17 protein-coding genes and 1 tRNA gene are annotated in these 20,901 nt (G+C 70.1%); 11 read left to right on the plus strand and 7 right to left on the minus strand.

The genetic code is table 11. The features are described from left to right. Positions 1–81 precede the first annotated feature (81 nt). Together AWC19_RS21490 and AWC19_RS21495 are read right to left on the minus strand one after the other, a co-directional pair. Positions 82–2,637 carry an ATP-binding cassette domain-containing protein gene (locus tag AWC19_RS21490; RefSeq protein ID WP_085080044.1) on the minus strand — a complete coding sequence of 852 codons (2,556 nt, stop codon included), beginning with the start codon at positions 2,635–2,637 and terminating at the stop codon, positions 82–84. Between the two features lie 126 nt (positions 2,638–2,763). Next, entirely contained in the window at positions 2,764–3,261 is a 498-nt protein-coding gene (locus AWC19_RS21495) for a MarR family winged helix-turn-helix transcriptional regulator (protein ID WP_085080046.1), read from the minus strand. A 91-nt stretch (positions 3,262–3,352) separates the two neighbouring features. Here AWC19_RS21495 and AWC19_RS21500 point away from each other — a divergent pair, with 91 nt between their 5' ends. The 4 genes from AWC19_RS21500 to AWC19_RS21515 are packed head-to-tail and all read left to right on the plus strand — an operon-like array spanning position 3,353 to position 8,589. Next, positions 3,353–5,437, plus strand: a complete 2,085-nt coding sequence (locus AWC19_RS21500) for an ATP-binding cassette domain-containing protein (protein WP_085080047.1) — start codon at positions 3,353–3,355, stop codon at positions 5,435–5,437. Further along, complete coding sequence (locus AWC19_RS21505) at positions 5,434–6,294, plus strand: CbiQ family ECF transporter T component (RefSeq protein WP_085080049.1); 861 nt, start codon at positions 5,434–5,436, stop codon at positions 6,292–6,294. The genes AWC19_RS21500 and AWC19_RS21505 overlap by 4 nt, the downstream gene beginning before the upstream one ends. A 47-nt stretch (positions 6,295–6,341) precedes the next feature. After that, entirely contained in the window at positions 6,342–6,794 is a 453-nt protein-coding gene (locus AWC19_RS21510; protein WP_085080050.1) for an SRPBCC family protein, read from the plus strand. Next, positions 6,787–8,589: a sulfatase-like hydrolase/transferase gene (locus AWC19_RS21515; RefSeq protein ID WP_085080052.1), complete on the plus strand. Its 1,803-nt coding sequence runs from the start codon at positions 6,787–6,789 to the stop codon at positions 8,587–8,589. Before AWC19_RS21510 ends, AWC19_RS21515 begins: the two co-directional genes overlap by 8 nt. Here the strand turns inward: AWC19_RS21515 and AWC19_RS21520 are convergent. After that, positions 8,586–9,032, minus strand: coding sequence for an Rv2324 family transcriptional regulator (locus tag AWC19_RS21520; RefSeq protein ID WP_085080054.1), 447 nt, complete (start codon positions 9,030–9,032; stop codon positions 8,586–8,588). The genes AWC19_RS21515 and AWC19_RS21520 overlap by 4 nt on opposite strands. Before the next feature lie 115 nt (positions 9,033–9,147). Here AWC19_RS21520 and ddaH point away from each other — a divergent pair, with 115 nt between their 5' ends. The 3 genes from ddaH to AWC19_RS21535 are packed head-to-tail and all read left to right on the plus strand — an operon-like array spanning position 9,148 to position 12,693. Then, positions 9,148–9,993 carry a dimethylargininase gene (gene ddaH, locus AWC19_RS21525; protein WP_085080055.1) on the plus strand — a complete coding sequence of 282 codons (846 nt, stop codon included), beginning with the start codon at positions 9,148–9,150 and terminating at the stop codon, positions 9,991–9,993. Next, entirely contained in the window at positions 9,990–11,219 is a 1,230-nt protein-coding gene (rocD, locus tag AWC19_RS21530) for an ornithine--oxo-acid transaminase (RefSeq protein ID WP_085080057.1), read from the plus strand. The genes ddaH and rocD overlap by 4 nt, the downstream gene beginning before the upstream one ends. A gap of 28 nt (positions 11,220–11,247) precedes the next feature. Beyond that, positions 11,248–12,693, plus strand: a complete 1,446-nt coding sequence (locus AWC19_RS21535; RefSeq protein ID WP_142281334.1) for an amino acid permease — start codon at positions 11,248–11,250, stop codon at positions 12,691–12,693. 10 nt (positions 12,694–12,703) lie between these two features. Here AWC19_RS21535 and AWC19_RS21540 read toward each other — a convergent pair whose 3' ends face one another. The 3 genes from AWC19_RS21540 to AWC19_RS21550 are packed head-to-tail and all read right to left on the minus strand — an operon-like array spanning position 12,704 to position 15,733. Next, on the minus strand, positions 12,704–14,041 hold the full coding sequence (locus AWC19_RS21540; RefSeq protein ID WP_085080058.1) for an ABC transporter substrate-binding protein: 1,338 nt from the start codon (positions 14,039–14,041) through the stop codon (positions 12,704–12,706). Then, positions 14,038–14,862: a carbohydrate ABC transporter permease gene (locus AWC19_RS21545; protein WP_085080060.1), complete on the minus strand. Its 825-nt coding sequence runs from the start codon at positions 14,860–14,862 to the stop codon at positions 14,038–14,040. Before AWC19_RS21545 ends, AWC19_RS21540 begins: the two co-directional genes overlap by 4 nt. After that, the gene (locus AWC19_RS21550; RefSeq protein ID WP_085080061.1) at positions 14,849–15,733 is read right to left on the minus strand and encodes a carbohydrate ABC transporter permease; all 885 of its coding nucleotides are present in this window, start codon (positions 15,731–15,733) and stop codon (positions 14,849–14,851) included. The genes AWC19_RS21545 and AWC19_RS21550 overlap by 14 nt, the downstream gene beginning before the upstream one ends. A gap of 46 nt (positions 15,734–15,779) precedes the next feature. Between AWC19_RS21550 and AWC19_RS21555 the strand changes: the two genes are divergently transcribed. The 4 genes from AWC19_RS21555 (at position 15,780) to AWC19_RS21570 (ending at position 19,664) form a co-directional block, all read left to right on the plus strand. Continuing rightward, positions 15,780–17,297, plus strand: a complete 1,518-nt coding sequence (locus AWC19_RS21555) for a TldD/PmbA family protein (RefSeq protein WP_085080063.1) — start codon at positions 15,780–15,782, stop codon at positions 17,295–17,297. Beyond that, positions 17,294–18,667, plus strand: a complete 1,374-nt coding sequence (locus tag AWC19_RS21560; RefSeq protein WP_085080064.1) for a TldD/PmbA family protein — start codon at positions 17,294–17,296, stop codon at positions 18,665–18,667. Before AWC19_RS21555 ends, AWC19_RS21560 begins: the two co-directional genes overlap by 4 nt. 40 nt (positions 18,668–18,707) lie before the next feature. Further along, on the plus strand, positions 18,708–19,535 hold the full coding sequence (locus AWC19_RS21565) for a carboxymuconolactone decarboxylase family protein (RefSeq protein WP_085080066.1): 828 nt from the start codon (positions 18,708–18,710) through the stop codon (positions 19,533–19,535). A gap of 55 nt (positions 19,536–19,590) precedes the next feature. Continuing rightward, positions 19,591–19,664 (plus strand) — tRNA-Ile (locus AWC19_RS21570). A 159-nt stretch (positions 19,665–19,823) separates the two neighbouring features. On the opposite strand, the gene AWC19_RS21575 is transcribed toward AWC19_RS21570, so the two are convergent. Further along, positions 19,824–20,894: a hypothetical protein gene (locus AWC19_RS21575; RefSeq protein WP_142281335.1), complete on the minus strand. Its 1,071-nt coding sequence runs from the start codon at positions 20,892–20,894 to the stop codon at positions 19,824–19,826. Positions 20,895–20,901: the final 7 nt, after the last annotated feature.

Raw genomic sequence — 20,901 nt, forward strand, 5'->3', positions numbered from 1 at the left:
CCGCGGATCAGGCGCTTGAAACAGGTTGTGCCGGGCCCGACGTGCATTCGGCGCGAGTTCACCGCCGGCGCGTTGTCGCGCTCAGTGCACGCTCGCCGATTCCGATGCCAGATCGCCATGCGGCACCGGGCGCGGTTCGCGCTTGGGCGCCCGCAGCCGATACAGGGTGAACCCCGCCGCCACCGCGCCGAAGACCAGCAGCATCGTCATATCGAACACCCACCAGCCCGAATAGTGGGTCCACATCTCGGCGTTGGCGGCCAGCGCGTCGACCCGGCGCAGGTCGACGGTCGACGCCGACGCGGCGAATCCCCACTGGGCGGGCACGAACCACGAGACCTGCTGGAAGCCCCACTTGCTGACCAGCTGCACCAGGCTGCCGTTGAACAGCAGCGAGACCAGGATCACCGGCACCACCAGCGGCAGGACCTCCCGCATCCGGTTGCCCACCGCGGACAGGGCCAGCCCGACGACCGCCGAGACCACCGCCGTGGCGGCCACGCTCACGTAAAGCTCGGCCGTCCCGTTGTGCAACAGGACGGCGCCGTGCACCGGCCCGCCCTTGACGGCCACGACGATGCCGAACACGACGGCGGTCAGCGCGGCCGCGGCCAGGCCGAAGACGACGACTTTGGCGGCCAGGTACGCCGGCGCCGACAGCCCGATGGCCTGCTCGCGCCGGAAGCCGCGGCGCTCCTCGACCAGGGCGCGGACGGTCAACGCGATCCCCACGATCACCGCGGCGAGGTTGAGCGCGGCCAGGATCTCGATCGCTTCGTGGGCATTCGAGCTGCTCGGATCGGGCCGCTCCAGGCCGGAGTCGCCGGGGATGAGCAGCGTCAGCGCCGCCAGCACGAAGGGCAGGACCACCAAGAACAGCAGGTAGAGGCGCTCGCCGAGCAGTAGCCGAAGCTGGCGCCGGGCGACCAGCCGGATCTGCCGCTTGACCGGCAGCGCGGGCGGCGGCGGCCACGGCGCGGCGACCTCGGGCGGCGGCACCGCGTGGTCGCGCGCCAGGAACGCGCGGTGGGCACCGTCGGGGTCCGCGCGCACCTGCTCGACGACGCTGGTCCAGTCGCGGGTGCCCATCGCCGACTCGACCTGCAGGGGAGTGCCCCGGAACGCCATGGCGCCGGTCGCCGTCACGACCAGCACCTGGTCGCACATGTTGAGGTGTGTCAGGGATTCCCGTGACGACATGGCCACCACCACGACGCAGCCGACGTCGGCCTGGCGCCGCAGCATCGCCATCACGTGCTCCTGTTGCGCGGCGTCCAGCCCCGCGGTCGGCTCGTCGACCACCAGCAGCGTCGGCCTGGTGAGCAGCTCGACCGCCAGCGACGCGCAACGGCGCTCGGCCGGTGGCAGCTTGGCGATCCGGGTCGCGCGGTAGGGCGCCAGATCCAGCTCTTCGATGATTTGGTCGACCACCGGCTGGCGGTGCTCGGCGGGGGTGTCCGGCGGCAGGCGCAGCTCGGCGGCGTACCGCAGTTCGCGTTCGACGGTCAGCCGCGCGTGCACGCGCTCGTCGCGCTGCACGATCCCGATGCGGCTGCGCATCGACTCCGGCTCGGCGCGCACGTCGTGGCCGTCCACGGTGGCGTGCCCCGAGCTGGCTTCCCGGGTGCCGGCGAGCAGCTGAAGCACCGCGGAATTGCGTGCCGGCGACGGCCCGACGACCGCGGTCAAGGTCCCGGGACGCGCCGTAAAGGAGATGTCGGTGAGCATTTCGTGCCCGTCGACGGCCAGGCCGAGCCGGTACGCGGCCACCCCGAGGGTGCGGGCGTCGGGTCGTAGCGGCAGCCGATAGGTGGTGCTGGGTTCGTTGGTGCGAAAGGACGGCCGCGCCGCGGGCAACTTGCGCGTGGCCATCTGCTGGATCAGGTCGCCGCCTTGCGGCGCGTCGTCTTGCGCGGCCGGCGGCGGGGGCGGCGCGGGCGGCGCCTCGGGTGGCGGCGGGACGACGACGGCCGGCGCTGCCGGTTCCGACGGCTCGGGCGGGCTCGGCGGCTCGGCCGCGGGCGGTTGCGGGGGCGCGATCCGTATCCGCTGGGTGGCCCGCTGCGAGGGGGCCTGCAAGTTGGGGTCGTCGCGGCGCGGCGGCTGCGCCGCCACGGGCGGCGCAGGCGGCGGTGGCGGCGGGACCGCGGGCGGCGGCGGGACCGCGGTCCGCGGGGCGGGTTGCGGCGCGGGGCGGAATCGCGGCGGGCGCGGCCCGGGCGGGCCTTGCGGCGGCGGCCCTTGCGGCGGCGGCCCTTGCGGCGGCGGCCCGACCGGTCGCGGCGGCGGTCCCACCGGCGGGCCGACCTGGAAGACCAACCGAGGACCACGCTGCGGGTCGCCGATGGTGATCGCCTGCCCGGAGTGGATGTCGACCGCCGGCACGCGGTTGCCGTTGACGAACATGCCGTGTGGGCTGCTGTTGATGGCGATCCAGCGGCCACCGGCGAACCGCAGCACCACATCCGGGCCGGCCGCCGGCGGCTGCCGGGCCGCGTGTCCCGGGCGCCCCAGGGGAATGTCGACGCCGTGGCCGTACCCCACCAGCACGTCGCGGCCGGGCCCGAAGACGTACCGCGTCGGGCCGAACCACACGGTCAACGGGGAGGCCGGAGTGGCGGAAGCGTCGGGCCGCATCACCGCTACCTTTCGTCACCGATCAGAAGTTGTCCCGGCCATCGGACATCGATTCCAGTGTCTACCCGTTCGGGCACCGGTCTCTTCACCAAGTCACCAAGCGGCCAGCCGCCACGGCGACACGAATTACAGGGTATTGCGTCGCCCCGACGCGGCGGCATTCTCTAGCAGCTGGCGCAGCACCCCGACCGCCTCCTTGAGCACCTGGCGATCCGCCGGTTCCAGCAGCGCCAGCTGCGGCTCGATCACGGCGGCGCGGTCGGCGCGGACCGCGTCGAGGGTCCGTCGCCCGTCGTCGGTGATGCGGATGCGCACCGCCCGGGCGTCGCCGGGATCGACGGTGCGGGTGACCAGGCCGGCTTCCTCGAGGCGGCGCACCTGGGTCGTCATCGTCGGTTGCGAGCAATGATCGACATGGGCCAGGTCGCCGATGCGGGCCTCGCCGTGGGCTTCGATGGTGGCCAGCAGCCGTGCCTGCGCGGCCGGCAGGGGCATCTGGATGCGCTGGGTTGCCAGCCGGTTGAGTCGCGCGACGACGGCGAGCAGGTCTGCCCCCAGCCCTGGCTGCGGGTCGGTGTTTGCGGCGTCAACGACATCGTTGTTGTTGGCGGCGGATGCGTTCATGCCTCCATGGTTGCATAGCTTTGCTAAGCGAGGCGTTCGCCACACGCCCCGCCGGCAAAACCCGAGGCGCCTGGCGCGCTGCGGGGCGTAGATGCCGCGGCCTGGCAGAATCGGTAAAGTGACCGCCCCCAGACAATCCCGTGCGCGCCGCCGGGGCGGACCGCTGCGACCGGTCGAGCTGGCGCAGGCCTCGGTCATGGGTGCGCTGTGCGCGGTCATCGCGATCATCTCCGTCGTCGTCCCGTTCGCCGCGGGGCTGGCCTTGCTGGGCACCGTGCCCACCGGGCTGCTGGCCTACCGGTACCGGCCGCGGGTGCTGGCGGCCGCCACCGTTGCGTCCGCGGTGATCGCGTTTTTGATCGCCGGGCTGGGCGGCCTGATGACCGTCGTGCATTGCGTCTACATCGGCGGGCTGACCGGCTTCATCAAGCGCAAGCGCCGCGGCACGCCGACGGTGATCGTCTCGTCTCTGGTCGCGGGGCTGGTGTTCGGCGCCGCAAACGTCGGCGCGCTGATGGTGATGACCCGGCTGCGGCACCTGATCTTCGACGTGCTGACCGCGGACGCCGACGGGTTCGCCGCGTTCCTGATTCGGGTGCGCCTGCAGGGCGCCGGGGACGCCTTGAAGCGGTATTTCGCCATCGGAGTCCAGTACTGGCCGTGGCTGGTGCTGGCCTACTACGTCGTCGGCGTCACTTTGGTGTCGCTGATCGGCTGGTGGGCCCTGTCCCGGCTGCTGGACCGGATGCGCGGCATCCCCGACGTGCACAAGCTCGACGCCTGGGACGGACGCGAGGGCGAGGAAGGCGAGATCGGACCGGTCCCCGTGCGGCTGGACAAGGTGCGGTTCCGGTATCCGGGCGCCCGCCGGGACGCCCTGCGCGAAGTCACCCTGGACGTGCGGGTCGGCGAGCACGTCGCGGTGACCGGACCCAACGGTTCGGGCAAGACCACGCTGATGCTGATCCTGGCCGGCCGGGAACCGACGTCCGGCGCGGTCGAACGTCCCGGCGCGGTCGGGTTGGGCAAGCTCGGCGGCACGGCCGTGGTGCTTCAGCACCCCGAAAGCCAGGTGCTTGGCACCCGCGTCGGTGACGACGTGGTGTGGGGCTTGCCGCCGGGCACCCACATCGACGTGAACCGGCTGCTCGACGAGGTCGGCCTGGGGGGCCTGGCCGAGCGCGACACCGGAAGCCTGTCCGGGGGTGAGCTGCAGCGCCTCGCGCTTGCGGCGGCGCTGGCCCGCGAGCCGTCGCTGCTCATCGCCGACGAGGTCACCACCATGGTCGACCAGCAGGGCCGCGACGCGTTGCTGGGCGTGCTGTCCGGTCTCACCAAGCGGCACCGGACCGCGCTGGTGCACATTACGCACTACAACAACGAGGCCGACTGCGCCGACCGCACCGTCGATCTCAGCGATTCACCGGACAACACGAGCATGGTCGAGACCGCGGCGGCGCCGGCCCGGACCACGGGAACCACCGCGGTCGACGACGGCTCGCACGCGCCGCTCATGGAACTTCTGGGGGTCGGCCACGAATACGGCAGCGGCACCCCGTGGGCCAAGACCGCGCTACACGACGTGACCTTCACCGTCGGGCAAGGCGAGGGCGTGTTGATCCACGGCGGCAACGGCTCGGGTAAGTCGACGCTGGCATGGATCATGGCCGGGCTGACGGTTCCCACGAGCGGCAGCTGCCTGCTCAACGGCCGGCCCACCCACGAGCAGGTCGGCGCGGTGGCGTTGTCGTTCCAGGCGGCACGGCTGCAGCTGATGCGCAGCCGCGTCGACCTGGAAGTGGCGTCGGCAGCGGGCTTTTCGCCGCGCGAGACGGATCGCGTCGCGGCCGCCCTGAGCGTGGTGGGGCTCGATTCCACCCTGGCCAAGCGGCGGATCGACCAGCTCAGCGGTGGCCAGATGCGCCGGGTGGTGCTGGCGGGGCTGCTGGCCCGCTCGCCGCGCGCGTTGATCCTCGACGAGCCGCTCGCGGGGTTGGACGCCGCCAGCCAGCGCGGCCTGCTGCGGCTGCTGGAGGACCTGCGCCGCGAGCGGGGCCTGACCGTCGTGGTCATCTCGCACGACTTCGTCGGCCTCGAGGACGTGTGCCCGCGGACCCTGCACCTGCGCAACGGCACGCTGGAACCGGTGTCGGCGGCGGCGGGAGGCATGGCATGAGCACCACCTCGGCACCCGCGCGCGGCTCGGCGCGGCGCACCCCGCGCCCGGTCGTGCTGCTGGTTCCGATACCCGGCACCTCGGCCATCCACGACCTATGGGCGGGCACCAAACTGCTTGTGGTCCTTGGTGTTTCGGTGCTGCTGACGTTCTACCCGGGCTGGTGGGCGATCGGGTTGGTGGCGGCCCTGGTGCTGACGGCGGCCAGGATCGCACGCGTTCCGCGTGGCGCGCTGCCGTCGGTCCCGCGGTGGCTGTGGGTGCTGATCGCGCTGGGCGGCATCACGGCCGCGCTGGCCGGCGGTCGCCCGAAGGTCTCGGTGGCCGGGCTCGAGATCGGGCTTGGCGGCGGGCTGAACTTCCTGCGGATCACCGCCCTGTCGGTCGTGTTGCTCGCCCTCGGCGCGATGGTGTCGTGGACCACCAACGTCGCCGAAATCGGGCCCGCCGTCGCGACATTGGGCCGGCCGCTGCGCCTGTTGCGGATCCCGGTCGACGAGTGGGCGGTGGCCTTGGCGCTCGCGCTGCGGGCCTTCCCGATGCTGATCGACGAGTTCCAGGTGCTCTACGCGGCTCGCCGGCTGCGGCCCAAACGGATCCCGCGCACCCGCAAGGCCCACCGGCGCCGGCACGCCCTGGAGGTCATCGACATGCTGGCCGCCGCCATCACCGTCACGCTGCGGCGCGCCGACGAGATGGGCGACGCGATCACCGCCCGCGGCGGCACGGGTCAGCTCTCGGCCAACCCGGCGCGCCCGAAACTGGCCGACTGGGTGACGATCGCAATCACCCTGGCGCTCAGCGCCGCGGCGGTGACACTCGAGACGCTGTGGCCGATATTGCACACCACCCCGTAGGCGCGGAAGCAGGACAGCGCCGCCGGCTTCGGGCGTAGCTTGAGCGGGTGACCGACATTCACCGCACCCGCACCGTCGCGACTCGCGTCGGCGACGTCTGGGACGTCCTGGCCGACTTCGGCTCGATCAGTTCCTGGGCCGACAACGTCGACCACTCGTGCATCCTGTCTTCCGGGCCGGGCGGCGGGCCGGTCGGCACCGCCCGCCGGGTACAGGTCAAGCGCGACGCCCTGGTCGAGCGCATCACCGAATTCGACCCGCCGCGCGCCCTCGCCTACCACATCGAAGGGCTGCCCCGGCGCCTGCGCAGGGTGAGCAATCGGTGGAGCCTGGCACCGGCGCCCGGTGATGCCGCGGCCGTCACGCTGACCAGCACGGTCGAGATCGGGCCCAGCCCCACCCAGCGGCTGGCCGAACACGTGCTCTGTCGCTTCCTCGCGCGTCAGTCCGACGTCATGCTCGCCGGGCTCGCGCACCGATTGGAGAAGGCCCGTGTCTGACCGCCCCGATGTCATCGTCATCATGACCGACGAGGAACGCGCGGTGCCGCCGTACGAGGCGCCCGACGTGCTGGCGTGGCGCGACCGAACGTTGGTGGGCCGCAAGTGGTTCGACGATCACGGCGTCAGCTTCGCCCGCCATTACACCGGCTCGCTTGCCTGCGTGCCCAGCCGCCCGACAATCTTCACCGGGCACTACCCCGACCTGCACGGGGTCACCCAGACCGACGGCATCGGCAAGACCGCCGACGATTCGCGCATGCGCTGGCTGCGCCGCGGCGAGGTACCCACGCTGGGCAACTGGTTTCGCGCGGCGGGCTACGACACGCACTACGACGGCAAGTGGCACATCTCCCACGCCGACCTCGTCGACCCGGCGACCGGCGGCCCGTTGGCTACCAATGACGACGACGGCGTCGTCGATCACGCCGCGGTGCGCCGCTATTTGGAGGCCGATCCCCTTGAGCCATACGGCTTTTCGGGGTGGGTGGGCCCGGAGCCGCACGGTGCGCTGCTGGCCAACGCGGGCGTCCGCCGCGACCGGCTGATCGCCGACCGCGTCGTCGCCTGGCTCGGCGACCGCTACGCGGGCCGGCGCGCGGGCGACCCGGCCGCGCTGCGCCCGTTCCTGCTGGTTGCCAGCTTCGTCAACCCCCACGACATCGTGCTGTTCCCGGCGTGGTCACGCCGCAGCCCGGTACCGCCGTCACCCCTGGACCCGCCGCCGGTGCCGCCGGCGCCCACCGCGGACGAGGACCTGGCCGCAAAACCGGCCGCGCAGATCGCGTTTCGCGAGGCCTACTACTCCGGCTACGGCCCGGCGCCCGCGATCAGCCGCACCTACGAGCGCAACGCCCAGCGCTACCGCGACCTCTACTACCGCCTGCACGCCGAGGTCGACGGGCCGATCGACCGGGTCCGGCGCGCCGTCACCGACGGCGGCTCGGCCCACGCGGTGCTGGTGCGCACGGCCGACCACGGCGACCTGCTGGGCGCCCACGGCGGGCTGCACCAGAAATGGTTCAACCTCTACGACGAGGCCACCCGAGTTCCCTTCGTCATCGCCCGCATCGGCCCGGCGGCCACGCGGCCCCGGGTGGTCACCGCGCCCACGTCGCACGTCGATTTGGTGCCCACGCTGCTTTCCGCGGCAGGGGTCGATGTCGCGGCGGCCGCCGCGACGCTGGCCGAGTCGTTCTCCGAGGTGCACGAGCTGCCCGGGCGCGACCTGATGCCAATCGTCGACGGGGCACCGGCCGACGAGGCGCGGGCCGTCTACCTGATGACCCGCGACAACATGCTCGAGGGCGACACCGGTGCGTCGGGCCTGGCGCGCCGCCTGAAGCGGACGGTCAATCCCCCTGCGCCGCTGCGTATCCGGGTCCCCGCCCATGTCGGGTCGAACTTCGAGGGGCTGGTCGTCCGCGTCGACGACGCGACGGCCGCCGGGGGAGCCGGGCACCTGTGGAAGCTGGTCCGCACCTTCGACGACCCGGCCACCTGGACCGAACCCGGCGTGCGCCACCTGGCGGCCAACGGCCTCGGCGGCGAGGCCTATCGGACGTCCCCGCTCGACGACCAGTGGGAGCTCTACGACCTGACCGCCGACCCGATCGAAGCCGACAACCGCTGGGCGGATCCCGGCCTGCACGAGCTGCGCCAGCACCTGCACACGCAGCTCAAGGAGGCCCGGGCCAGTTGCGTCCCCGAGCGAAACCGCCCGTGGCCCTATGCCTCTCGCCGCCCGCCGCAGTCACCGCCGTCGCGGCTGCGGCGCTGGTTCGCCGGCCGCTAGGTCCGCATCCGGTCGATGAGGTTCGACAGGACGACGATGCTTTCGCTGCGTTCGATGTCCGCGCTCGACCGGATGCGCTCGAGGGCCGCCTCCAGGTGTCGCATGTCGCGGGCCAGCACGTGCAGGATGGCGTCCGATGTGCCGGTGACGGTGGCCGCGCTGACCACCTCCGGCATATCCACCCAGGCCGCCCGCAGCCGGTCCGGCGCAATCGTCCCGTGACAGAACACCTGCACGTATGCCTCGGTGTTCCAGCCGAGCGCGTTACGGTCGACCACAGTCGTGAAGCCCTTGATCACCCCGTTGTCGATCAGCCGGTCGACGCGACGCTTGACCGCAGGCGCCGAAAGATTCACCGTCTCGCCGATTTCGGCGAAGGTGGCCCGCGCGTTCTGGGTCAGCTCGGTCAGGATGCGCTCGTCGGTCTCGTCCAGGCGGTCCATCGCCACTCCTTCGCGCAACAAATCGTCGCCTTATGCATCCTAACGCAACGGATCCGTCGCAGACACGCAAGAATCATCGTTTGCTTGTCCAGTGCAGCGCAAATACCGTTGATTTATGACGGATTCCTACGTCGCGATACCCGCGCCCGCGAAGCCCCAGCGAACGCCCCGGGCCGCTCGCTACGCGATGACGCCGCCGGACTTCTTCGCCGTCGACTACGCCATCAACCCCTGGATGGACGTCGGCACGCCGGTCGACGTCCGCCTCGCGCGGGCGCAGTGGCAGCACCTGCATCGGACCTACCTGCGGCTGGGCCACCGCGTCGACGTGATCGAGCCGGTGCCGGGGCTGCCCGACATGGTCTACGCCGCCAACGGCGGGTTCATCGCGGGCGACGTCGCCATCGTCGCAAGGTTCCGGTTCGCCGAACGCGCGGGCGAATCACGCGCCTACGCCGAGTGGATGTCCTCGGTGGGTTATCGGCCGGTGTCCACCCGCCACGTCAACGAGGGCCAGGGCGACCTGCTGATGGCTGGCGATGTGGTGTTGGCGGGCTACGGCTTTCGCACCGACCGGCGCGCGCACCCCGAAATCGCCGCGGCGTTGGGCATGCCCGTCGTCTCGCTGGAGCTGGTGGACCCGCGCTTTTATCACCTCGACACCGCGCTCGCGGTTCTCGACGACCGCACGATCGCGTTCTATCCGCCCGCCTTCAGCGCGGCAGCCCAGGATCGGCTGCACGCGCTGTTTCCCGACGCCATTGTGGTCGGAAGCGCCGACGCCTACGTGTTCGGGCTCAACGCCGTCTCCGACGGCCTGCACGTGGTGATGCCCGCTGCCGCAACGGGATTCGCGGCGCAGTTGCTCGACGCCGGCTTCCGGCCCGTCGGTGTCGACCTGTCCGAGCTGCTCAAGGGCGGCGGTTCCGTCAAGTGCTGCACATTGGAGGTGTTCCCATGACGCTCCTCGACGCCCGGGAAACGGTCACCGACGAGGCCATCGCTTTGGCGGAAAGGCATGTCGCGCACAACTATTCGCCGCTACCGGTCGTGGCTGCCAGCGCCGAGGGCGCCTGGATCACCGATGTCGACGGTCGGCGTTACCTGGATTGCCTGGCCGCGTACTCCGCGGTCAACTTCGGTCATCGCAACCCCGAGATCACCGCCGCGGCCCACGCGCAGCTCGACACCCTCACGCTGGTCAGCCGGGCCTTTCATGCGGACAAGCTCGGCCCGTTCTGCGCCGCCCTGGCGCGGCTGTGCGGCAAAGACATGGTGCTGCCGATGAACTCGGGCGCCGAAGCCGTGGAGAGCGGCCTGAAGGTCGCCCGCAAGTGGGGCGCCGACGTCAAGGGCGTTCCGCCTGGGCGGGCCAACATCGTCGTGGCCGACAACAACTTTCATGGCCGCACCATCAGCATCGTCAGCTTCTCCTCGGACCCGGCCGCCCGCGACGGCTTCGGCCCGTTCACCCCGGGATTCCGTTCCGTGCCGTTCGGCGACGCCGCGGCGCTGGACCGCGCGATCGACGACGACACCGTGGCCGTCCTGCTGGAGCCGATCCAGGGCGAGGCCGGCATCGTCGTCCCGCCCGACGACTACCTGCCGGCCGCCCGCGCGCTGTGCACCCAGCGCAACGCGCTGTTGATCGTCGACGAGATCCAGTCGGGCCTGGCCCGCACCGGCTACACGTTCGCCTGCGACCACTGGGGCGTCGTGCCCGACGTCTACCTGCTGGGCAAGGCGCTGGGCGGCGGCGTGGTCCCGCTGTCGGCGGTGGTGGCCGACAGCGAGGTCTTGGGTGTGCTGCACCCCGGCGAACACGGGTCGACCTTCGGCGGCAACCCGCTGGCCGCGGCGATCGGCACCACGGTGGTCGCCATGTTGGCCCGCGGCGAGTTCCAGGCCCGCGCGGCCGAACTCGGCGCTCAGCTGCATCGTCGCCTGGCAGAGCTCGTCGGTGCCGGCGTGGTGGCGCTGCGCGGCCTCGGCCTGTGGGCCGGCGTCGACATCGACCCGGCGCTGGGGACCGGCAAGGAGATCAGCCGGCGGCTGGCCACCCGCGGCGTGCTGGTCAAAGACACCCACGGGTCGACGCTGCGCTTCGCGCCGCCGCTGGTGATCACCGCGCCGGAGATCGACTGGGCTACCGACCAGTTCGCGCGGGTCTTGCGGGAGGCCGCATAATCAGCTGATCCAGCAAAAGGGGGCGCGCTTGCCAACCACCTCGATCGGCCTGATCGACCAGATGCTGCGGCGCCGCCCGGTCGTCGGCGCACCCGTCGCGCACGGGGCCGCCGGACACCTGAAACGCAGCATCGGCACGTTTGAGCTGACCATGTTCGGGGTCGGCTCGACGATCGGCACCGGCATCTTCTTCGTGCTGTCGCAGGCGGTGCCGGAAGCCGGCCCGGGGGTGATCGTTTCCTTCGTCATCGCCGGCATCGCCGCCGGGCTCGCGGCCATCTGCTACGCCGAATTGGCCTCGGCCGTGCCGATTTCGGGGTCGTCGTACTCCTACGCGTACACCACGCTGGGCGAGGCGGTCGCCATCTGCGTAGCCGCGTGCCTGCTGCTCGAGTACGGCGTGGCCACCGCCGCGGTCGCGGTGGGGTGGAGCGGCTACGTCAACAAGCTGCTGGGCAACGTGTTCGGGTTCCAGCTGCCGCACTCCTTATCGGCGGCGCCGTGGGACTCGCAGCCGGGCTATGTGAACCTGCCGGCCGTCGTCCTGATCGCGATGTGCGCGGCGCTGCTTATCCGCGGCGCCGGCGAATCGGCGCGGGTCAACGCGGCCATGGTGCTGCTCAAGCTGTGCGTGCTGACCATGTTCGTGATCATCGCGTTCACCGCCTTCGACACCGGCCACTTGAAGGACTTCGCCCCGTTCGGCGTGGCGGGCATCGGCTCGGCGGCGGGCACCGTGTTCTTCTCGTTCATCGGCCTGGACGCGGTGTCGACGGCCGGCGACGAGGTGAAGGACCCCCAAAAGACGATGCCGCGCGCGCTGATCGCGGCGCTGGTGATCGTCACCGGCGTCTACGTGCTCGTCGCGCTGTCGGCGCTGGGCACCCAACCGTGGCAAGAGTTCGCCGGGCAGCAGGAGGCGGGGTTGGCCACCATCCTCGACCACGTCATGCGCGGCAGCTGGGCCGGCACGATCTTGTGTGCGGGCGCGGTGATCTCGATCTTCACCGTCACGCTGATCACCATGTACGGCCAGACCCGCATCCTGTTCGCCATGGGGCGCGACGGCCTGATGCCGTCGTGGTTCGCCGCGGTCAGCGCGAACACGGCGACCCCGGTGAACAACACCGTGATCGTCGCGGTCGCCGTCGGCGCGTTGGCCGCCGTGATACCGCTCGACAAGCTCGCGGACATGGTGTCCATCGGCACGCTCACCGCGTTCATCGTCGTGTCGGTCGGCGTGATCATTCTGCGAGTGCGCCAGCCCGACCTGCCGCGGGCGTTCAAGGTCCCGGGTTACCCTGTCACGCCGGCGCTTTCGATGCTGGCGTGCGGCTACATCCTGTTCAGCCTGCGCTGGTACACCTGGATCGCGTTCAGCGGATGGATCGTGCTGGCGCTGATTTTCTACCTCGTGTGGGGCCGCCACCACAGCGCCCTGAACACCGCGCAGGAGCGCGAAGAAACCCGGTAGTTTCGGCTGATCAGCGCTGAGCGGCGGCGTTGGCCGCCGCCTGGGCCTGCTTCAGCAGCGCCGCGACGTCGCCGCGGCCCAAAAACATTTCGTCGAAATAGCTTTGCAGCGCTGTGTTTCCGGCGGCGAACCCGGCGCCGCCCGGCGCCGGAATCCCCGGACCGTTCAGCATCGCGAAAAACGGCGTGACGTCGACGCCCTCGGCGGCCCAGTGGTCGAAGTAGACCCGCTGCGCCGACAGCACCGCGGGGATGGCCGCGCCCTGGCGGCCCAGGTATTCGTTGCCCTGCCGGCTGCCCATCCAGGCCAGCACCTGACGCACCGCGTCCGGATGCTTGGTGGCCGAATTGCCAGCCGCGGCAATGCCATTGGTGACGCTCACGCGCCCGACCGGGCCCGCGGGCATCATCGCCACCCCCCAGCGGAAGCGCGCATCGCGGGCCACCGGCGCCAGGTTGTAGGTGCCCGACTGGAACAGCGCCATCCTGCCGGCCAAGAACTGGTTGCGGGAGAAGTCGCCGTTGTCGTTGGTGTCGGCCGCCGGCGGCGCAACGTGGTCGTCGTTGATCAGGCCGACCAGATAGCGGAACGCCCGCATCGCGGCGGGGTTGTCGAACGCGAACTCGTCGCCGCGCTGGAACACCCCGCCCGCCGAGCCGATGTAGTTCAGGTAGATCCCCTGCGGATCGTTGGCCGCGTTGTAGCCCCACTGGCGGACCCGTCGGGCGTCGAAACCGGGTGTGGCCGCGGTCTTTCCGTCGGCGTCCACGGTCAGGCGGGCCAGCAGGGGGCGCAGCGTGTCGGCGCCGTCGGGGCTCCACCGCAGCCCGGCGAGCTGGGCCGGGTCGACGCCGGCGGCCCCGAGCAGGTCGGCGTTGTAATAGAGCGCGATCCCCGCGTCGGTCAGCTGAGGAACGCCCCACAACACACCGCCGCGGGTGAACTGGTCGACCACCGCGTGATCCCAATCGGAGGCGGCCTCGCGCCCCAGCGCCTTGCCGATGTCGAGCAGCCGGCCGCTGTCGGCGTAGGCGGCCAGGTAGGCGTTGGACACCCAGAAGATGTCGTCGGCGCTGTCACCGGCGACGTCGGTGCGCAGCGTGTCGAAGTAGGTCGAATACGCCACCAGGTTCAGGCGCACCTCGATGTTGGGGTGCGTGCGGCTGAACGCCTCGAACGACTGCCGGTACGCCGCGGCGATCTGGTCGGACCACAGCCGCACCCGCACCACGATCTTGCCGCCGCGGGGTTCGCCGGAGTAGTCCAGCAGCACCGCCACGGCGGCCAGCAGCGCCGCGACGAGCACCAGCGACAGCGCGACCAGCGTCGAGGACCGAGGCCGGCTCACTTGAGCCCCGACACCACGATCGACGCGATGATGTGGCGCTGGAAGCCCACGAAGAGCGCGATCAGCGGAACGATCGCCAGCGTGGTCGCCGCCATCACGAGCGTCCACTGCGAGTTGAACCGCGACTGCAGATCGGCCGTCGCCACGGTCAGCACCCGCCACTTGTGGCCGCTGGTGATCACCAACGGCCACATGAAGTTGTTCCATTGCGAGACAACGGTGATCAGCGTCAGGGCGGCCAGCACCGGGCGGCTGGCCGGGATCACCACGTGCACGATCACGTCCAGGGTGTTGGCGCCGTCGAGGCGCGCGGCGTTGATCAGGTCGTTGGGGATCAGGCGAAAGTGCTCGCGCAGCAGGAAGATCGCGTAGGGGGAGCCGAACACGAACGGCAGCACCAACGCCCAGAACGTGTTCCGCAGGCCCAGCTGGGCCATCATCAGATACATCGGCACCACCGTGACGGTCCCCGGCACCATCAACGTCGCGATGTAGACCCAGAACAGCGCGTCGCGCCCGGGAAACCGCAGGCGCGCGAACGCGTATGCGGCCAGCACCGAAAAGGTGAGCTGCCCCACCAGGATCACCGCCGTCATCAATGCGGTCACCGCCGCCGCCCGGCCGAATCCGGCGCCGCCCAGGTCGGCGTAGTTGGCCAGGGTCGGTGGCCGCGGCAATTGCAGCGGCGTGCCGGTGGCGAACTGGTGCGCCGACGTGAACGAGGTCAGCAGCCCAAGGACGAAGGGCGCCAACGTGATCAGCGCCCCGACCAGCAGCCCGGCGTAGATGACGGCATTGCCCAGGGCCCTAGACGAGGTCATAGCTGATCCGCCGCCGGAAGTAGACGTGCTGGACGAAGGTGACGCCGAGCAGGATGACGAACAGCACCACCGCCATCACCGACGCGCGCCCGATCGCCGCCGAACCGAACGCCTCGGCGTAGATGCGGTGGGCCACCAGGTCGGTGCTGCCGGCCGGGCCACCGCCGGTAAGCGCGTAGACCGTGTCGAAAACCTGTGCCGCGCTGACGATCCCGGTCACCAGCACGAAGAACATCGTCGGCCGCAGCATCGGCAGCGTGATGCGCCAGAACCGCTGCCACCCGGTGGCGCCGTCGGTGCGGGCGGCGGCGTGGATGTCGCCGGGGATGGCCAGCAGGCCCGCCAGAAACGACAACGAGACGTAGCCGACGTTGGTCCACACCACGACGGCCGACACCAGTGGCAGCGCAAAGCTGGGGTCCGACAGCCACCCGATGGAATGCCCCAGCACGGTGCTGACCGCCCCGTCGGTGGGTGCCAGGATCCAGCGCCAGAGCACGGCGATCGCCAGCGGCGCGCAGATCCACGGCAGCACGTACACGGTGCGAAACAGGCCGGTGCCGGGCAGTCGGCGCGCCAGCATGGACGCGGCGAGCAACCCCAGCAGCGTCTGCGCCGGGACCACGATCGCCACGAACGCCGCCGTGACGAGCAGCGAGTTGCCGAAGCCCGGGTCGGTCAGGACCGACCGCCAGTTGGCCAGCCCCACATAGTGCAGCGGTCCCAGCAGGTCCCACCGGTACAGGCTGAGCCAAACCACGACCAGGATCGGCAGCAGCAGGAAGGCGACCACACCGAACAGGCTCGGCGCCAGCAGGGCGTAGCCCAGCGCGGTGGACCGCGGGTGTGTCCTGCGCTCGGCGCTCGCCATGGAGGTATTAAAGCGGGCCGTACCAGGCGGTCGATACGGTGTAGCCGTGACATCGAACCGGGAGATCGACGCCGACTTCCTGGACCTGCCCCGCCACGAGCTCGCCGACGCGGCGCTGTCGGCGGCCAAGTCGGCCGGGGCGAGCTACGCCGACCTGCGACTTCACCGCATCAGCACCGAGACCATCCAGCTGCGCGACGGCGAGCTGGAGACCTCGGTCGTCAGCCGCGAGCTCGGCATGGCGGTGCGGGTGATCGTCGACGGCACCTGGGGGTTCGCCTCGCACGCCGAGCTGGCGCCGGCGATCGCGGCCGAAACCGCCCGCCGCGCGGTCCACGTGGCCACCACGCTGGCCGTCCTCAACAGCGAGCGCGTCGAGCTGGCGCCCGAGCCGGTGTACGCCGACGCCACCTGGGTCTCGAGCTACCGCATCGACCCGTTCGGCGTGCCCGCGGCCGACAAGATCGCCGTGCTCGAGGAGTACTCCGGGCGGCTGCTGGGCGCCGACGGCGTCGACCACGTGTCGGCGGGCCTGACCGCGGTCAAGGAGCAAACGTTCTACGCCGACACCTTCGGCTCGTCGATCACCCAGCAGCGGGTGCGGGTGCAGCCGTCGCTGGAGGCGGTCACCGTCGACGCCTCGGCGGGAAGCTTCGACTCGATGCGCACGCTGGCGCCTCCGATGGGGCGCGGCTGGGAGGTGCTGATCGACGACGACGTGTGGAACTGGACCGACGAGCTCGCCCAGCTGCCGGTGCTGCTGGCCGAGAAGGTGAAGGCGCCCAGCGTGACCGCGGGGCCAACGGATCTGGTGATCGACCCGACCAACCTGTGGCTGACCATTCACGAATCCATCGGCCACGCAACCGAGTACGACCGCGCCATCGGGTATGAGGCCGCCTACGCCGGGACGTCGTTCGCCACCCCCGACAAGCTCGGCACCATGCGCTACGGTTCACCGGTGATGAACGTGACCGCCGACCGCACCGTCGAATTCGGTTTGGCCAGCGTCGGTTACGACGACGAGGGGGTGGCCGCGCAAAGCTGGGACCTGGTGCGCGACGGGATGTTCGTGGGCTATCAGCTCGACCGGGTGTTCGCCCCGCGGCTGGGGCAGCCGCGCTCCAACGGATGCTCGTACGCCGACTCACCCCACCACGTGCCGATCCAGCGGATGGCCAACGTGTCGCTGCAGCCCGCGCCCGAGGACATCACCACCGCCGACCTGATCGGCCGCGTCGAGAACGGCATTTACATCGTCGGCGACAAGTCCTGGTCGATCGACATGCAGCGCTACAACTTCCAGTTCACCGGGCAGCGGTTCTTCCGGATCCGCGACGGCCGCCTGGAAGGCCAGCTGCGCGATGTGGCCTATCAGGCCACCACCACCGACTTCTGGAATTCGATGGAGGCCGTGGGCGGCCCGTCGACCTGGCGGCTGGGCGGGGCGCTCAATTGCGGCAAGGCCCAGCCCGGCCAGGTGGCCCCGGTCAGCCACGGTTGCCCGTCGGCGTTGTTCCGCGGCGTCAACGTGCTCAACACGGTTGCCGAGGGGCGCCGATGATCACCCCGCAGCACGTCGTCAACCTGGTGTTGGAGGAGGCGGCCAAACTGGGCGGCGCCGACGAGACCATGGTGCTGGTCACCGACAAGGTCGAGGCGACGTTGCGGTGGGCCGGCAACTCGATGACCACCAACGGGGTCTCGGTCAGCCGCAGCATCACGGTGATTTCCATTGTGCGCCACGGCGATACCGCGCGGATCGGCACCATGGTGTCCGCGGAGGTGGACCCGCGGGTGATCCCCGGTTTGGTGGCGGCGTCGCAGGACGCCGCGCGCTCGGCGCCGGAAGCCGGCGACGCCGCGCCGCTGCTGGGCGATACCGGCGTGCCCGCCGACTGGGATGCACCGGTGCCGGGCACCGGGCCGCTGGTGTTCGCCGACCTCGCCGACGCGTTGAGCCGCGGATTCCGCGGCGCCGACCGGCTGTACGGCTTTGCCCATCACAACCTTTCGACGACGTTTCTGGCGTCGTCGACCGGTCTGCGCCGCCGCTACAGCCAGCCGACCGGCGCGGTGGAGATCAACGCCAAACGCGGCGACGCCAGCGCCTGGGCCGGCATCGGCACCGCCGATTTCGTCGACGTGCCAACCGATTCGCTGCTCGAGGAGCTGTCGATGCGGCTCGGCTGGGCCGAGCGCACCGTCGAGCTGCCCGCGGGGCGCTACGAGACGATCATGCCGCCGTCCACGGTTGCCGACATGATGCTGTACCTGGCCTGGTCGATGGCCGGGCGCGGTGCGCAGGAGGGCCGCACCGCCTTTTCGGCGCCCGGCGGCGGAACCCGGGTGGGGGAGCGGCTCACCGAGTTGCCGCTCACGATGTTCTCCGATCCGATGGCACCGGGTTTGGCGTGCACGCCGTTCGTCGCGGTGAGCAGCTCGTCGGAGACGATGTCCGTGTTCGACAACGGCATGGAGATCGGCCAGGTGGACTGGATCCGCGACGGCGTGATCAACGCGCTGGCCTACCCGCGGGCGACGGCGGCGAAGTTCGACGCCGAGGTCGCGGTGGCCGCCGACAACATGCTGATGACCGGCGGGGAAGCCGAGCTCGCCGACATGATCGCGGGCACCGAGCGCGGGCTGTTGCTGAGCACGCTGTGGTACATCCGCGAGGTCGACCCCACCACGCTGCTGCTGACCGGGCTGACCCGCGACGGGGTCTACCTCATCGAGGACGGCGAGGTGACCGCGGCGGTCAACAACTTCCGGTTCAACGAGAGCCCGCTGGACCTGCTGCGGCGGGCCACCGAGGCCGGCGTCAGCGAGAAGACGTTGCCGCGGGAATGGGCGGACTGGGCCACCCGGGTGGCGATGCCGTCGCTGCGAATTCCGGACTTCCACATGTCGTCGGTCAGCCAGGCCCAGTAGCCCATTGCCTCGCGGCGGGGCGCGTCCTAGCGTGTGGCAGATGCTGACGCGATTGGTGGCGCTCTCCCCGGGTGACGGACGCATGGCGGCCTTGGTTCGCCGGGTGTGCGCCCAGACGTTGTCGTTGCCGCCGCTGCCGTCGTGCGTCGAGGCGGGCGAGCCGGGCTCGGAGGCCGAGGCCGCCGTCGCCGAGTTCGCCGAGCAGTTCAGCGCCGACGTCTCGGCGATCACCGCCGAACAGCGGTCTTCTCTATGGAAGCAGTTGGGGCAGGCCACCTTTGGCGTTGTCACGCAGATGTACATCGCCGACTTCGTTCCGCGGGTGCGGGCCGGTTTGGAGGCGCTCGGCGTCGGCTCGGAGCATCTGGATTGGGTGACGGGGCCGATCGCCTGGGACCATGCCACCGATCCCTCGGATGTGGTGTTCAACGACTTCCTGCCCGCGGTCGCCCGGATGCGCGCGCTGGACCCGGTCACCTCCGAGCTGGTCCGGCTGCGCGGGGCGGCCCAGCACAACTGCCGGCTGTGCAAGTCGCTGCGCGAGCGCACCGCCCTGGACGCGGGCGGTTCGGAGGCCATGTACGACGACATCGAGCGCTTCGAGGGCTCGCCGCGGCTGACCACGCGCGCAAAAGCAGCGTTGCGCTACACCGATGGGTTAATTTGGACCCCTGCGCACCTCGTCGCCGGCGTTGTCGCCGAGGTGCGCTCGGAGTTCTCCGAGGCCGAGGCCGTCGAGCTCACCTTCGACATCATGCGCAATGCCAGCAACAAGGTGGCGGTGTCGCTGGGCGCCGACGCTCCCCGCGTCCAGGAGGGCACCGAGCGCTACCTCATCGACGCCGACGGTCAGACGGTGTTCAGCTGACGCGGCGGGGGCCGCGTCGCGGCGGCGTGGCACGATTGGTGCCGCGCCACACCCGGGGGCGGTAGCTCAGTTGGTTAGAGCCGCGGACTCATAATCCGTTGGTCGCGGGTTCGAGCCCCGCCCGCCCCACAACCTGTTTGTGCAGGTAGAGGCCATTTAAGTCGTGCGCCGGTGCTGGCTGTTGCGGCGACAAATCGGCTCTACGTCCACACCGCGTCCACAAACCGGCCAGAACCCTCCAGGCAGCCATGCCGGGCCAGGCTGCTGTATGGGCGCCGACCAGTAATCTCAGTCGTTTCCGACCAACAGCGCAGACGTGCCATCAGCAATACGCACAATGTCGCCCGCGAGCATGTAGGTCCACACTACGCAGACCTCGGCTTCGGCCTGCGTCACGACGTCGTGCACGCCCTTATTCGCTAGCCCATCGAGCGCGTTGAGGCGGCTCGTAAGGTCGCTGACGATTTGCGCCACGGCTTGCTTGTGGCGCTTGCCTTCCACGTTGTTGCGGACGTATTCGGTAAGCCGGTTTTTGTACTTGTCGTCAGACATGGAACGCAAGTTGCCGTCGATGCCCGTAACGTCCTCATCTCGGGCGGGATACACAGCGTCTGCCAAAGCCTTGATGAGACGACGGCAGGACACGGCGGCGTGCGCGTAGTCTTCAGGCTTTCCTGCGCTCAGGCTTTCCTGGCTGGCCACGAACATGTTGAGGGCGTCGGGCGCAAGTTTCTGTAGGGCATCATTGATGTAGATCTTAGCGCGTTGGAAAATGTCGCTCTCTGCCTTGCCGGCAAGCAGGTCTTCTTCGACCGAGACCAGATAGTCGTGTACAAATTGCCGAATTTTGCCCAATACGGCACGGTGCCACTGAAGGTCAGGCAGAAGGTTGGCACGCGTCTCATCCGCCCTTCTCGCCGCGTAGTAAGTGTCACCGGGGCTAAGGCCGCTCGGCGGCTGAGCATCGTCGTAGGCCCGCTCCAGGGCAGCCAGATTGTCTTCGAGTTGCGAGACCGAGAGTCCGCTAATCTTCCGGCCTTTGATGTGCCGAGTCCGGCAGAAGTTTTGATACTGCCGTTCAAGTTCTTCCATTGCTTCCTCGGCGCCGACCAGCGTCGCGAGCTGTTCTCGTGCTTTGGTCACTCCCGGCATGGGTCCTGGCCGGTTTGCCTCAAGGTCGGCAGCGAAGTCGTTCGTCTGTTGTATCAGGCCGATCTGCATCCCGTAGTCCTGCCTCAGCGAAGCGATGCGCTGTGCCTTTCGGACTAGCACAGATGTCGTGACGCCAGGCGCGTCAAAGGTTTTCAAAGCTTCGCCTACTAGGCCCACCATTTGTACACGGAGGGAGTCATCAGTCATGGCGCCA

Origin of the sequence: Mycobacterium palustre (genome assembly GCF_002101785.1) — a bacterium.
GTDB lineage: Bacteria > Actinomycetota > Actinomycetes > Mycobacteriales > Mycobacteriaceae > Mycobacterium > Mycobacterium palustre.